This is a genomic window from uncultured Roseovarius sp., from assembly GCF_913057115.1.
Classification (GTDB): domain Bacteria; phylum Pseudomonadota; class Alphaproteobacteria; order Rhodobacterales; family Rhodobacteraceae; genus Roseovarius.
This window is the reverse complement of sequence record NZ_CAJXNN010000017.1, coordinates 1-12475: the sequence shown is the minus strand read 5'-3', so window position 1 is coordinate 12475 and position 12475 is coordinate 1. Positions and strand designations below refer to the sequence as shown.

General features: G+C 61.1%; 12 protein-coding genes. 5 read left to right on the top strand and 7 right to left on the bottom strand.

What is annotated here, in order from left to right:
- Nucleotides 1-24 precede the first annotated feature (24 nt).
- The gene (locus QZ498_RS08910) at nucleotides 25-723 is read left to right on the top strand and encodes a helix-turn-helix domain-containing protein (protein WP_294621535.1); all 699 of its coding nucleotides are present in this window, start codon (nucleotides 25-27) and stop codon (nucleotides 721-723) included.
- Here QZ498_RS08910 and QZ498_RS08905 read toward each other — a convergent pair whose 3' ends face one another.
- From QZ498_RS08905 to dusB, 5 genes are all read right to left on the bottom strand, one after another.
- Nucleotides 724-2133 (bottom strand): sigma-54 dependent transcriptional regulator, encoded by a 1410-nt coding sequence (locus QZ498_RS08905; protein WP_294621534.1) that lies wholly within the window; start codon nucleotides 2131-2133, stop codon nucleotides 724-726.
- Between the two features lie 7 nt (nucleotides 2134-2140).
- Nucleotides 2141-4411 carry a PAS domain-containing sensor histidine kinase gene (locus QZ498_RS08900; protein ID WP_294621532.1) on the bottom strand — a complete coding sequence of 757 codons (2271 nt, stop codon included), beginning with the start codon at nucleotides 4409-4411 and terminating at the stop codon, nucleotides 2141-2143.
- Between the two features lie 98 nt (nucleotides 4412-4509).
- On the bottom strand, nucleotides 4510-5871 hold the full coding sequence (locus QZ498_RS08895; protein ID WP_294621531.1) for a response regulator: 1362 nt from the start codon (nucleotides 5869-5871) through the stop codon (nucleotides 4510-4512).
- Nucleotides 5871-6938, bottom strand: a complete 1068-nt coding sequence (locus QZ498_RS08890) for an ATP-binding protein (protein WP_294621530.1) — start codon at nucleotides 6936-6938, stop codon at nucleotides 5871-5873. The genes QZ498_RS08895 and QZ498_RS08890 overlap by 1 nt, the downstream gene beginning before the upstream one ends.
- Nucleotides 6935-7927: a tRNA dihydrouridine synthase DusB gene (gene dusB / locus QZ498_RS08885; protein WP_294621529.1), complete on the bottom strand. Its 993-nt coding sequence runs from the start codon at nucleotides 7925-7927 to the stop codon at nucleotides 6935-6937. The genes QZ498_RS08890 and dusB overlap by 4 nt, the downstream gene beginning before the upstream one ends.
- A gap of 161 nt (nucleotides 7928-8088) precedes the next feature.
- Between dusB and QZ498_RS08880 the strand changes: the two genes are divergently transcribed.
- From QZ498_RS08880 to QZ498_RS08870, 3 genes are read left to right on the top strand one after another with little or no spacing between them, the layout of a single operon-like run.
- Nucleotides 8089-9234 (top strand): bifunctional 2-C-methyl-D-erythritol 4-phosphate cytidylyltransferase/2-C-methyl-D-erythritol 2,4-cyclodiphosphate synthase, encoded by a 1146-nt coding sequence (locus QZ498_RS08880; protein ID WP_294621528.1) that lies wholly within the window; start codon nucleotides 8089-8091, stop codon nucleotides 9232-9234.
- On the top strand, nucleotides 9231-9728 hold the full coding sequence (locus QZ498_RS08875) for a phosphatidylglycerophosphatase A (RefSeq protein WP_294621527.1): 498 nt from the start codon (nucleotides 9231-9233) through the stop codon (nucleotides 9726-9728). The genes QZ498_RS08880 and QZ498_RS08875 overlap by 4 nt, the downstream gene beginning before the upstream one ends.
- On the top strand, nucleotides 9725-10192 hold the full coding sequence (locus QZ498_RS08870) for a CinA family protein (RefSeq protein ID WP_294621526.1): 468 nt from the start codon (nucleotides 9725-9727) through the stop codon (nucleotides 10190-10192). The genes QZ498_RS08875 and QZ498_RS08870 overlap by 4 nt, the downstream gene beginning before the upstream one ends.
- Here the strand turns inward: QZ498_RS08870 and QZ498_RS08865 are convergent.
- Both QZ498_RS08865 and QZ498_RS08860 read right to left on the bottom strand, forming a co-directional pair.
- Nucleotides 10189-11478 carry an MmgE/PrpD family protein gene (locus QZ498_RS08865; protein ID WP_294621525.1) on the bottom strand — a complete coding sequence of 430 codons (1290 nt, stop codon included), beginning with the start codon at nucleotides 11476-11478 and terminating at the stop codon, nucleotides 10189-10191. The two genes, QZ498_RS08870 and QZ498_RS08865, sit on opposite strands and share 4 nt — an antisense overlap.
- Complete coding sequence (locus QZ498_RS08860; RefSeq protein WP_294621524.1) at nucleotides 11475-11921, bottom strand: type II toxin-antitoxin system RatA family toxin; 447 nt, start codon at nucleotides 11919-11921, stop codon at nucleotides 11475-11477. Before QZ498_RS08860 ends, QZ498_RS08865 begins: the two co-directional genes overlap by 4 nt.
- A 78-nt stretch (nucleotides 11922-11999) precedes the next feature.
- Here QZ498_RS08860 and hpt point away from each other — a divergent pair.
- Nucleotides 12000-12475: hypoxanthine phosphoribosyltransferase (hpt, locus tag QZ498_RS08855; protein ID WP_294621523.1), on the top strand; the 476-nt coding region annotated here is incomplete at its 3' end.

Genomic DNA, 12475 nt, shown 5'->3' with positions numbered 1-12475 from the left:
CTGCCTTTAAGAAAGGAGGCCAGCATGACAAACGCCAGCTACAAACAGTTCTGCCCCGTCGCCATGGCGGCCGAGGTTCTGTGCACCCGATGGACAATCGTTCTTCTGCGCGAGTTGATCGCCGGATCGACACGGTTCAACGAGTTGCGCCGAGGTGTGCCGCGCATGTCGCCCGCCTTGCTTTCCAAACGCTTGAGTGAATTGGAAACCGCCGGCATCGTCGAACGCAACCGCATCCCGGGCCCGCCCGAAATCGACGCCTACCGCCTGACAAAGGCAGGGCGCGATCTACAGCCCGTGGTGGAATCCATCGGCATGTGGGGGCAAAAATGGGTCGAAACCGAGCCTTCGCTGGAAAACCTCGACCCCGAGCTCTTGATGTGGGACATGCGGCGCAACCTGAACACCGACCCCGTGCCACGTCAGCGCAGGGTGATCGAATTCATCTATCCCGAGTTGCCCAGTTCCCAACGCAGGTGGTGGCTGATCGTGGAACCGGACCGCACGGTCGACCTGTGCCACATCGACCCGGGGTTCGACGTGGACCTCTATGCCACCGTCGATCTGCGCACGATGACGGAAATCTGGATGGGCCTGAGAAGTGTCGCCAGTGCCGTCGACAGCGATGCCCTCGTGTTGGTCGGGGACAGGGTGCTGGTCGACAATATGCAGTCCTGGCTTGGCCTCAGCCCCTTCGCGGCGCAGGCAAAACTGGCAAGTTGATCACCCCGCCGCGGTTTCTTCATCCTCGGCGTTGGTCTTCGTCCCCGCCTTGGCCCCGGTGACAACACCCAAGGACTTCAGCTTGCGGTGCAACGCGCTGCGCTCCATGCCGACGAATTCCGCCGTGCGGCTGATATTGCCCCCAAAGCGGTTGATCTGGGTCATCAGGTATTCGCGCTCAAAGGCCTCGCGCGCCTCGCGCAGGGGCATGGTGGCCACCGTCCCCGACAGTACCACGCGGCCCTCCTCGGCCGTGGCACCCTGGGTTTCGCCCGGCAGTTCGCGCGCTTCGATCTCACCGCTGCTGTCGCCAAGGATCAACACGCGTTCAATCACGTTGCGCAGTTGGCGCACATTTCCCGGCCAGCGCATGGTTTGCAAAAGCGCCGCCGCTTCATCGCTCAACTCGCGCAGCGGCAGGCCCTGCGTCCGGTTCAGCCCTTCTATGAAATGCGCCGCCAAGGCCGGAATATCCTCACGCCTCTCTTCCAGACCCGGCACGTCGATCGGCACCACGTTGAGGCGGTGATACAACTCACGCCGGAACTTGTCGGCGGCGATCTCACCCTCCAGATCTCGCGAGGTCGAAGAGATCACGCGCAAATCCACCTGCACCTTGCCACTGCCGCCCACGCGCAAGAAGGTCTGATCCACCAGCACCCGCAGGATTTTCGACTGGGTGCCAAGCGGCATATCCGCCACCTCGTCGAAATAGAGAACCCCGCCATTGGCCTCTTCCAAAAGGCCCGGCTGCACACCGTCTTCGCCCTCGCGACCGAACAGGACCTCTTCCATCCGGTCCGGCTCCACCGCCGCACAGCTTACCGTGACAAATGGTGCCTCGGCCCGGTTCGAGTTGGCATGGATGTACCGCGCGGCCAATTCCTTGCCGCATCCCGCCGGCCCGCTCAGCATCACCCGACCGTTGGATTTGGTGACCTTGTCCAATTGGCCGACAAGGGTCCGGAACGCGGGGCTATCGCCCAGCATCTCCATCGGCCCGGTTTCACGCCGCTTGAGTTGCTGGTTCTCGCGCCGCAACCGGCTGGTTTCCATGCCGCGCCGGATGACCACCAGAAGTTGGTCGATATTGAACGGCTTTTCGATGAAATCGTAGGCCCCCTGCTTTATCGCCGCCACGGCGATCTCGATATTGCCATGGCCGGAGATGATCACCACCGGCACGTCAGGGTAATCGCGCTTGACGGTTTTCAGGATGTCGATCCCGTCCATCTGGCTGTCTTTCAGCCAGATATCGAGGATCAACAGCGCAGGCGGGGACTCCGCGAATTGCGCCATGCACTCGTCCGAGTTTCCCGCGAGCCGCGTGCCAAACCCTTCATCTTCAAGGATATCCGCAATCAGTTCCCGAATGTCCCGTTCGTCATCGACAATCAGAATATCACTCATTTTATCCTCATACCGCCTGTTGCTCCATGTCACTCGTACTCTCGCCTGTCACCTTCAAGGGCAGACGCACCACGGCCATCGCCCCGCGATGCCCGTCTTCTCCAAAACCGGGTGAATCGTCCAATTCCAATGACCCACCGTGTTCTTCGATGATCTTCTTCACGATGGGCAGGCCAAGGCCGGTACCCTTCTCACGTGTCGTCACATATGGCTCGAAAAGCCTTGTGCGGTCCTCGGGCAGGCCAATGCCATTATCGCAAATCCGAATAATGGCGCTATCGCCGTCGATCTGGCTCTCGATCCTGATCTCGGGGCTGTGGCCTTCGGGCGCCCCGGCCTCCTGAAGGCTTTCGATCGCCTCGCCCGCGTTCTTGATCAGGTTGGTCAGGGCCTGACTGATCATCGTGGCGTCCACATCCGCCGGCATCGCGTCATTGGTCAGCGTGGTGTTGAAACGCACCTCGGGCTGGCCCGCCTCCTGAAGAAGGACAGCTTCGCGCAGGATCTGGCCAAGGTCTTCTTCCTTGGTCTCCGGCTCGGGCATACGCGCGAACTTGGAGAACTCATCGACGATGCGCCGCAGGTCGTTGGTCTGACGCACCACGACATCGGTCAATTCCTCAAGCGATTGCGCCTGATCCGCCTCCAGTTGGCGCGAGAACTTGCGCTTGATGCGCTCGGCTGACAACTGAATCGGCGTAAGCGGATTCTTGATCTCATGCGCGATGCGCCGCGCCACATCGCCCCAGGCCGCCATGCGCTGCGCCGTGACCAGGTCGGTCACATCGTCAAAGGCCACAACATAGCCCTCGCGGCGGCCTTCCTCGCTGTGCCGCGTCGACATCCGGACCAGAAGGTTCTCGACCCGTCCTGCCCGCGCCACGCGAATTTCTTCTTGGACAAAGCCCCCCGGCGAGACACGCAATCTCTGGAACAAGGCTCCGAATTCGGGCACCGCGACGCTTATATCCAGCGATTGCTGATCATCCTGCCAATCCAATAGCCGCTCGGCAGAGCGATTGACGAAGGTCACGCGCCCCTTCGCATCCAAGCCGACAACTCCGGATGAGACCGACCCAAGCACGGAATCGAACAGCCGCCGGCGGCGCTCGATTTGCCGGGTATTGGCCAAAAGGGCCTCGCGCTGCCCTTTCAGTTGGTGGGTCATCTGGTTGAAGTAGGTGGACAGCATGGCGATCTCGTCATCGCCCTCCTCTTCGCGCACGCGCACGTCCAGATCGCCTTCGCCCACGCGTCGCGCGGCACTGGTCAGCCGCCCCACAGGCCGCGACAGACGTTCCGCGAACCACAGCCCCAACCAGATCGAGGCCAGTATCAGGATCAGGGCAAAGCCGATGTAGAGCAGGCCGAATTCGAAAAGGACACGACCACGCTCGCTTTCGCGCTGCTTGTAGAAATCGGCCGTTTCCTGCGTTTCATCCAAAAGGTTCAGGATATCGCCATCCACATTGCGGCTGACATAAAGATAGCGGTCAGGAAGCTCCCGCAGCGGCATCAAGGCCCGAAACTCGTTGTTGTCCCAATCTTGAATGACAAGCACGCCCTCTTCTTGTGCTTCGGCGATCTGCTCGGGGGTCGGTTTTTCATAGTCGAACAGGTAGGAGCGTTCGCCGCGCGACCGCAAATCCCCGGTTCCATCAATCACGAATGCCTCGCGCAACCCGCGTTGAATTTCGCGTTGTCCACGCGACAGGACTTGCCGGATGTCGCCATCGTCAATGAATACCGCCGCCCGCTTGGTGGCGTTGATGACTGAGGCCAGCGCCCGGGCGTCGGTGATCAGATCACGGCGATGTTCTTCCTCATAGGCCTGGGCTGCGGCCACCGAACTGTCGACCACGCGGCCAACGCGGTCGGAAAACCACGCCTCAAGACCCATGTTGACCGAAAGCGTGGCAAACACCGCGACCGCAACCGTGGGCAACAGGGCCATGATGGTGAACACCCCGGTCAGTCGCAGGTGCAGGCGCGACCCGGCCGAACGCCTGCGCCGTGCCGCAACCATCCGCGCCACCCGTTGCAGGACCAAGGCCGCGACGATGATGACATAGACCAGGTCCAGAAGCATCACACCGCGCAGCACCCGGCTTGACGCGCCCTGATCCAACGGCCCCATCACAAGAAAGGTCACAACGGCAAGAATCGGCCCAAGAGTCACAAGGCCCAGCGTGGCAAAGGTCTGGAACCGGCGCTTGCGCCGCACCCGAGTCAGGCCCTCCCAGGTCAATATGGACGGTATACGTGTCCGGGTTGCCACCCATGTCCCCCATCAGGTTGTGGCGCCCTTGGGCGCCTCCGCAAGATATGGCCATGATTGGGGCGGCAGCCCCCAAAAGCCACACTGATGTTGCAGTTTTACATCAACTTGCGGCGGCGTGTCACGTGAATATCCAACTCGGTGATTTTCTTTCGCAAGGTATTGCGGTTAATGCCCAGAAGGTCGGCGCATTTTGCTTGGTTTCCACCGGTCGCATCCAAGGCGATTTCGATCAGCGGAAGCTCCACCTCGCGCAAGATCCGGCTGTACAGGCCCGGTGGCGGCATCACATTGCCATGCAGATCAAAATACCGCCGCAAGTGCCGCTCGACCGACGCCGACAGCGTCTCCCCCGATCCTTGTTTCAACACCGGCTGCGCGGCGGGCTGGTTGCCCAGGACGGCCTCGACCTCGGTGCGGTTGACCTCTTCGTTGCGCGCGGTCAACCCGATCCGCCGCACGGCATTTTCCAGCTGCCGCACGTTACCGGGCCAGCTATAGGCCCGCATCAATTCCAAGGCGTCGTCCGACAACCGGCGCGGCGGCTGCCCTTCGCGTTCGGCCCGCAAAAGGAAATGCTCGACCAGCAGCGGCACGTCATCCACGCGGTCCCGCAGGCTCGGCACGGCAATCACAGCCCCCGACAGCCGGTAATAAAGATCCTCGCGGAACCCCTCGTTTTCCAGCTTTTCGGCCAAGCGCCCCTGACTTGTCGCCATGAAGCGCGGCACGTGATCGCCCGGCGCATCCATCATTCGCACCACGCGCGCCTGCGCCTCGGCGTCCAGATCGCCGACTTCGTCCAGAACGATCGTCCCGCCCTTGGCCCGCGCCATCACCTTGGCCGGCCCTTCCAGGTCCGACAGGTCCGACGGCGTGACGGTCACAAAGGGCAAGGTCCGCCTGTCGGAAAAATCATGCACAGCCCGCGCAATCAGGCTCTTTCCCGTCCCTGACTCACCGGTGATCAGAACCGGCAAATCGGTGTTCATCAACCGCGCCACCACCCGGTAAAGCCCCTGCATCGCAGGCGTGCGCCCAATCAGCGGCAGTTCCTCGGGCCGGTCGTCGGCGGGTGCAGGCGCAGGCTGCCGCGCGCCTGCATCCAAGGCACGCGAGGTGCGCTTCATCAGGTCGGGCAAATCAAAGGGTTTCGGCAGATAATCAAAGGCATCCGCCTCTTCGGCCTGAATCGCCGTCATGATCGTGTTCTGCGCCGAGATCACGATCACCGGAAGCCCCGGCCTGTCAGCGGCGATCTTCGGCAGCATCTCAAGGCCATTGCCATCGGGCATCATCACATCGGTGATCACCGCATCGCCCTTGCCCTCGCCGACCCACCGCATCAGCGTATGCAAGGACGAGGTGGCATGCACCTTGCAGCCCGCCCGCGTCAGAGCCTGCGTCAAAACCGTTCGGATCGTGCGGTCGTCGTCGGCGACCAGTACGGTGCCATCCATCAGCTTTCCTCCAATTCCTTGCCTGCCCGTGGCAGGGAAATCCGAAACACCGTGCGCCCGGGCACCGAGTTGACGGAAATCCAGCCGTCATGTTCGGAAATGATCTTGGCCGCGAGGGCCAAGCCCAGCCCCGTGCCGTTCTCACGCCCCGAAACAAAGGGGTCGAAAATATCACCGGCGATCTCCTCGGGCAGGCCCGGGCCATCGTCGATCACCTCGATCTGCAATGGCAGGCTCTTGCCGCCGCCATCGCGCCGCACCCGCAGGCTTTGCTCATAATAAGTGTGCAGGCGGATCACCCCGCCGCCTTCGCCCGCCGCTTGCGCCGCGTTCTTCAAAAGGTTCTGAATGACCTGCAACAATTGGTCCGGGTCACCCTGTGCCAAGGGCAGCGAGGGGTCGTAATCCTCGATGATCGTCATGTCGGCCGCCACGCCCACGATGGCCGAGCGCCGCGCACGGTCCAGAACATCATGCAGGTTCACCGCCTGAATCTTGGGCGCGCTGACATTGCCGAATTGCTCGACCTGCTCCAGCAGGCCCACGATCCGGCGGCTTTCGCTGACAATCAAATCGGTCAGTTCCAAATCCTGCGGCTCAAGGTTCATCGACAAAAGCTGTGCCGCGCCGGTTATCCCGGCCAGCGGGTTCTTGATCTCATGTGCCAGCATTTCGGCCATGCCGATCGCTGATTTCGCCGCCGATTTTACCGATTGGCCCTGCGTCACCCGCCCTGCCAATTCCCGCGGCGAGATCAAGAGCAGCATATGCCCTGCCTCCCCCGCCAAGGGCGCGATTTGCAGGTTGCAATGCAACGGTGCACGGTCGCCTGTCCCGACGTCCACATCATTCACGAACAGCGGCGCATCGTTGTGCCGCGCCCGCTCAAAGGCCTCCTCAAGCGGGGCATCCACCGCCAGCTTGTCCCAAACAGGCTGCCCATGAAGCGCCTTGGAGGATGACATCAAGAAACCCTCTGCCGCCGGGTTCACCCGGTGGATACGGTCCATGGCGTCCAAGACAAGCGCCGGCACCGGCAAGGATGACCAGATCGCCTCGTCACTCATGCCGCCATCCTTTCACCGTCACGAATGGCCTGCGGAATCAGGCGCAATACCTCGGCGCAATCCCGGCTGGTCAAGACCCGCTTGCGCATCTCTATACCTGTCCCGGCCACGTCCAGGTACCACCCCAGATGCTTGCGCGAGACACGGTTGCCCAACTCCGGGCCGTAGAATCGCAGCATGTCTTCGTAATGCTCCGCCACCATATCCTCGAACTCTCCACCCTGCGGCACCTGCGGTGCGGGCGCGCCCCAAAGCTCGGCCGCCACCTGTGCCAAAAGCCATGGCCGACCCTGCGCGCCGCGCCCGATCATCACACCATCGGCTCCGCTTTGCTCCAGCGCTTGACGCGCCGTTGCGCCATCCACGATATCGCCATTGGCCACCACGGGTATATTCACCGCGTCCTTGACTGAACGAATGGCCTTCCAATCGGCATGGCCCTTATAAAACTGACAGCGCGTGCGGCCGTGAATTGTGATCATCTGGATGCCCACCGCTTCGGCGCGCTTCGCCAGCTCCGGCGCATTCATAAGCTGTTCATCCCATCCCAGCCGCGTCTTGAGCGTGACAGGCACGTCAACCGCGCCCACCACCGCCTCGATCAGGCTCAGCGCATGATCCAGATCTTTCATCAGCGCCGAGCCGCTGGCCCCGGCCCCGCTGCTGCTGGTCACTTTCTTGGCGGGACAGCCCATGTTGATATCAATCAGTCGTGCGCCATTGGCCTCGACCATACGCGCGGCCTCTGCCATCCAATGCGCCTCACGACCCGCCAGTTGCACGGACGTGTTTTCCACGCCAAAGCCCAGTTCGGCCCGTTCGCGCACGCCCGGCTTGGCCTGCACCATTTCCTGACTGGCAACCATTTCGCTGACCACCAGCCCGGCACCGAACCGCGCCACGAGGTTACGAAACGGCAAATCGGTGATTCCCGCCAGCGGGGCCAGTAGAACCGGTGGTGTCAGATGTCTGTCTGCGATGGGCAGCATCTTGTGCTTAATCCTTGTGCAATGCCTTCTCTCTACGCGTTTACCTCGTTTACAACAATATTTGCGAGGGGATTTCGTGTTACACGATAGGCAAATGCTTAAATATTAAGCACCCCGCTGTAGCATTGCGCTTGCCGTAACCTCCGCCTATGTCTTCGGACATGCAAAGCGCCGCCATCATCGTCGCCGCCGGGCGCGGCACTCGCGCCGGAGGGGACCAGCCAAAGCAATGGCAACCCCTCGCCGGGCGCCGCGTGATTGACTGGACCGTGGCCGCGTTCCAAGCCACCCCCGAGGTCAGCCGCATTGTCGTGGTTCTGCACCCCGACGATCTCGATCGCTACGATCCGCCCGTTGGGGTCGAGGTGACAACCGGCGGCGCGGAGCGGTCCGACTCGGTACGCCTTGGGCTCGAATACCTGTCGAACAGCGGGTTTTCGTACGACTCGTACGTTGCCATCCATGATGTGGCGCGAAGTTGTACGAAACCGGCGTATATTTCGTACGTTTTGTACGAATTGGACAAGGGTCCACAGCGCGCCGTGGCACCCGCTCTGCCCGTCACCGATGCGCTTTGGATCGGTCAGGATGGTGAGGTGTCAGGCACCCAAGATCGTACTGGCCTCTTTCGCGCCCAAACCCCGCAAGCCTTTGTTTTTGGGGACATTTTGGAAGCGCATCGTGCGCATGATGCGCCCGCCGCCGATGATGTCGAGGTGGCCCGCACCGCAGGCTTGCCCGTGCGGATCATTGAAGGCGATGAAAACAACCTCAAGATCACCCACACGCACGACTTTGCCCGTGCTGAAAAAATACTGGAATCTCAAATGGATATACGCCTTGGCAATGGTTATGACGTGCACCGTTTCGGCGCTGGCGACCACGTTTTCCTCTGCGGCGTCAAGATCCCACACAGCCGTGGCCTGCAAGGCCATTCAGATGCAGATGTTGGCATGCACGCCCTGACCGACGCCATATATGGCGCGCTGGCCCTGGGGGACATTGGCCGTCACTTCCCTCCAAGTGACCCGCAATGGAAAGGCGCCGAAAGTCACATCTTCCTGCGCCATGCGGTTCAGATGACGCGCGAAAAAGGGTTTGAAATCAGCAACGTAGACATCACTCTTATATGTGAGCGCCCCAAGATCGGGCCCCATGCACAGGCCATGCAAGAGACCCTATCACAGATCATGGACCTCGACGCCTCCCGCATCTCCGTCAAGGCCACGACATCTGAACGCCTCGGTTTCACCGGCCGCGAGGAAGGCATCGCCGCCCAAGCCAGTGCATGCTTGGTGAAGATATGACCGTAACCCGCTCTATAGCCACGTTTTTTTATGTTGGTCACCTGCGTCCAGCCCCCGGCACTTGGGGTTCTCTCGCCGCTATCCCCGTGGCTTGGGGGCTGCACGCCTTGGGCGGCCCGATCCTTCTGACCCTTGGCGTGATCCTGTCATTTGCTTTAGGATGGTGGGCCACAGCGTTGGAAACAAAAGGTAAATCCGATCACGACCCTTCGGAAATCGTGATCGACGAAGTTGCGGGCCAATGGCTGGCCTTCCTGCCGGTCTCCATCGGCGCCGCCCATACCGGAGCCGCCCTCACTGCGCTTTGGCCCGGTTGGATCACGGCCTTTGTCCTCTTTCGCCTCTTCGACATCTGGAAGCCCGGCCCGGTCGGCTGGGCTGACCGTCGCGGCGACGCGTTGGGCGTGATGCTTGACGATATCATCGCCGGTGTCTTTGCGGCCCTCGGTGTGTTATTATTTGCAGGTCTATCGCATGGAGTTTTCGGGCTTTGATCATACAAGAAATTCTTGATCTCGCCCGTGCTCAGGGCGTGATGATCGCCACCGCTGAATCCTGCACGGGAGGCATGGTATCAGCGGCTCTCACCGATTTGCCCGGATCTTCGGATGTACTTGAACGTGGCTTCGTAACTTATTCGAACAACGCAAAAAAAGAGCAATTGGGCGTATCCCCCGATACCCTTGAAACACAAGGTGCAGTTTCGGAACGGACCGCCCGGGAAATGGCCGAGGGTGCGCTGTCACACTCCCACGCCGATCTTGCGGTCTCAATCACTGGCATCGCAGGGCCCGGCGCTTCGGATCACAAACCCGAGGGACGGGTTTGCTTTGGCCTTGCCCGCAACGGCCTTAAAACCTTTACCGAAACCAAGGAGTTCGGAGCACAAGGCCGGGCAGAAGTCCGCCGCCTGTCACGCGATCATGCTCTGGCGCTCCTCAAACGGGCCCTGAACTAGACGCTTTCCATTTGCATCAATTCTGAAAGGGCCTCCAGATCGGGCACGCCTTCCGGATTTACGGCTTCCCACAACTGCGCCTCACGCTCGCCCAACAAAGCCGCTCCCTTGCGACGCAGGGCTTGCCACTTCTGGTCTGTGTCTTGCGCCGCCATCAGATCATGCTGACCTGAAAGCTGCGTACCATCCGTCAGGTCAAGCCTCACGCGCGCCTCGGTCTCGGCAAGGCTGTCATGGGCCACAACACGGACCTTGTCGCGGAATGCGACAAGCGTCGCATCCTGCGCGCAGGCATCGGAGAAACTGTCTATATCAGCGGTGTTCCAGCCATGTAGAACCATGCCCGCCACATGGGCATAAGAGAACTTGGCACCAAGCCCGGTATCCGGTGCGGGTTGATTGCAAACACTCAACCATCTTGGATGAGTGGTGATTTCGACCCGCTCGACGCGCTCCGGGCTGGTTTCCAAGGCGCTCAAGGCTTCGATCATCGCGTGCAGCCCATGACAACAGGCGTGCAGCTTGTGCGATACCTCGGTCATCTTCCAAATGTCACCCAACCCATCCCATGCTATTGCCTGCGCCTCACCGGCATGAGTCGGGCCAAAGCCCTGCGGTCCATCAAGCGCCTCGGGGCTCGACAGGAATCCGCGCGCCGCAAGGTCGGCGCATATCACACCACATTCAGCGGCAAGCCCGGCGTTCATGGGTTTACCCATGGTCCCGAATTGGGATTTTAGGCCCGCCGCCCGCGTGGTGGCCAATCCAAGCGCATGGGCCGCCTGCTCCGCATCAAGACCACGCAAACGCGCCACGGCGGCCGTCGCTCCAAATGCCCCTGCCGTGGCCGTCTGGTGAAACCCGGCTTGATAATGCCCACGCCCTACCCAGAGGCCGACACGCGTTGCCACTTCAAAGCCAATACAGGCGGCATCCAACAGTCCCGCCCCATCCTTGCGCGCACAAGCAATTGCCGCAGGCAAGATACCCACAGACAAATGCCCGATATGGGCGAAATGCGTATCGTCATAATCCAAAGCGTGCGAAATCGTCCCGTTCGCCAAGGCCGCCGCGCGCGCGGGTACATGGCCGCCGCCAAACATGACCGCCTGCGCGCTGCCACCATCCGCAAGCGCCTGCGCGCGCATGATCGCGGCCACGGGCTCTGACGCACCTGCCATGCCACAGACCATCCAATCATAAAGCGATTGCGCCATGACCCCGTACGCGGCCTCGGTCGGGCGGGCCTCAACGGCGAATGCCGCGATCTGTCGGGCCAAACTCATCCGTAAAGCTCCTGCGCACGGGCTTCAAACGCGCGCACGATCCGCTGCATCGCCTCATAGAAGAACAACCCCGCCGCTTTTTGCAGGATCATGTTCTTGAATTCGAAATCCACGTCGAAATGCACGATGCAGCCTTCGCCATCCTCCTCGAACCGCCAGTTCGAGCGCATGTATTTGAAGGGCCCATCCAAGTATTCGGTTTCGATCTTGCGATCTTCGGGCCATAGGACAACCCGGCTTCCGAACCGCTCGCGAAAGACCTTGAAGCTGATGACCAGATCGGCCTCCATCACCTCCGAGCCATCGGGTTGTTCGGTCACGCTGCGCACCCGTGCCGCGGCTGTCCAAGGCAAGAACTTGGGGTAGCTGCCCACATCGGCCACAAGGTCATACATCTGTTGCGCCGTATAAGGCAGCGGGCGGCTTTCTGAATGGGAGGGCATTGATGCAGCAGGCCTTGATTTTCGCGTGACAGTCCGAGGCTTTTTCATAGACTGGCCCGCGAAATTCAAGGGGGCGGGATGAGTAAACAGCCATATGTAATCGACCAGATGATCGGCAGCGCGGAGATTGCCTCCCGGATCGAAGAACTGGCACAAGAGATCAAATCAGAGTTTCAAGACACCCGAAAGCTGGTGGTCGTCGGGCTTTTGCGCGGCTCCTTCATCTTCATCGCCGATCTGGTGCGGCGGCTGGATATGGAGGTTGAGGTGGACTTCATTGAAACCTCGTCTTACGGCAACAGCACCGAATCCAGCCGCGAGGTGCGCATCCTCAAGGATTTGCGCGGCGATATTGAAGGGCGCGACGTTCTCGTCGTCGAAGACATCGTGGATACCGGTCACACACTGGCCCATGTGCTGACGCTCCTGCGCAACCGGCAGCCCGCCAAACTGCGCACCATCGCCCTTTTGGATAAGCCTTCACGCCGCGAGGCCGAGGTGACCGCCGATTGGATCGGTTTCACCATTCCCGACGCATTCGTTGTGGGCTACGG

Bases quoted from the DNA above. Each gene is read 5' to 3' on its own strand.
- QZ498_RS08910 (WP_294621535.1), top strand. From the start codon at position 25: ATGACAAACGCCAGCTACAAACAGTTCTGCCCCGTCGCCATGGCGGCC.
- QZ498_RS08865 (WP_294621525.1), bottom strand. From the start codon at position 11,478: ATGAGTTTGGCCCGACAGATCGCGGCATTCGCCGTTGAGGCCCGCCCG.
- QZ498_RS08875 (WP_294621527.1), top strand. From the start codon at position 9,231: ATGACCGTAACCCGCTCTATAGCCACGTTTTTTTATGTTGGTCACCTG.
- QZ498_RS08890 (WP_294621530.1), bottom strand. From the start codon at position 6,938: ATGAGTGACGAGGCGATCTGGTCATCCTTGCCGGTGCCGGCGCTTGTC.
- dusB (WP_294621529.1), bottom strand. From the start codon at position 7,927: ATGCTGCCCATCGCAGACAGACATCTGACACCACCGGTTCTACTGGCC.
- QZ498_RS08860 (WP_294621524.1), bottom strand. From the start codon at position 11,921: ATGCCCTCCCATTCAGAAAGCCGCCCGCTGCCTTATACGGCGCAACAG.
- QZ498_RS08895 (WP_294621531.1), bottom strand. From the start codon at position 5,871: ATGGATGGCACCGTACTGGTCGCCGACGACGACCGCACGATCCGAACG.
- QZ498_RS08905 (WP_294621534.1), bottom strand. From the start codon at position 2,133: ATGAGTGATATTCTGATTGTCGATGACGAACGGGACATTCGGGAACTG.
- QZ498_RS08880 (WP_294621528.1), top strand. From the start codon at position 8,089: ATGCAAAGCGCCGCCATCATCGTCGCCGCCGGGCGCGGCACTCGCGCC.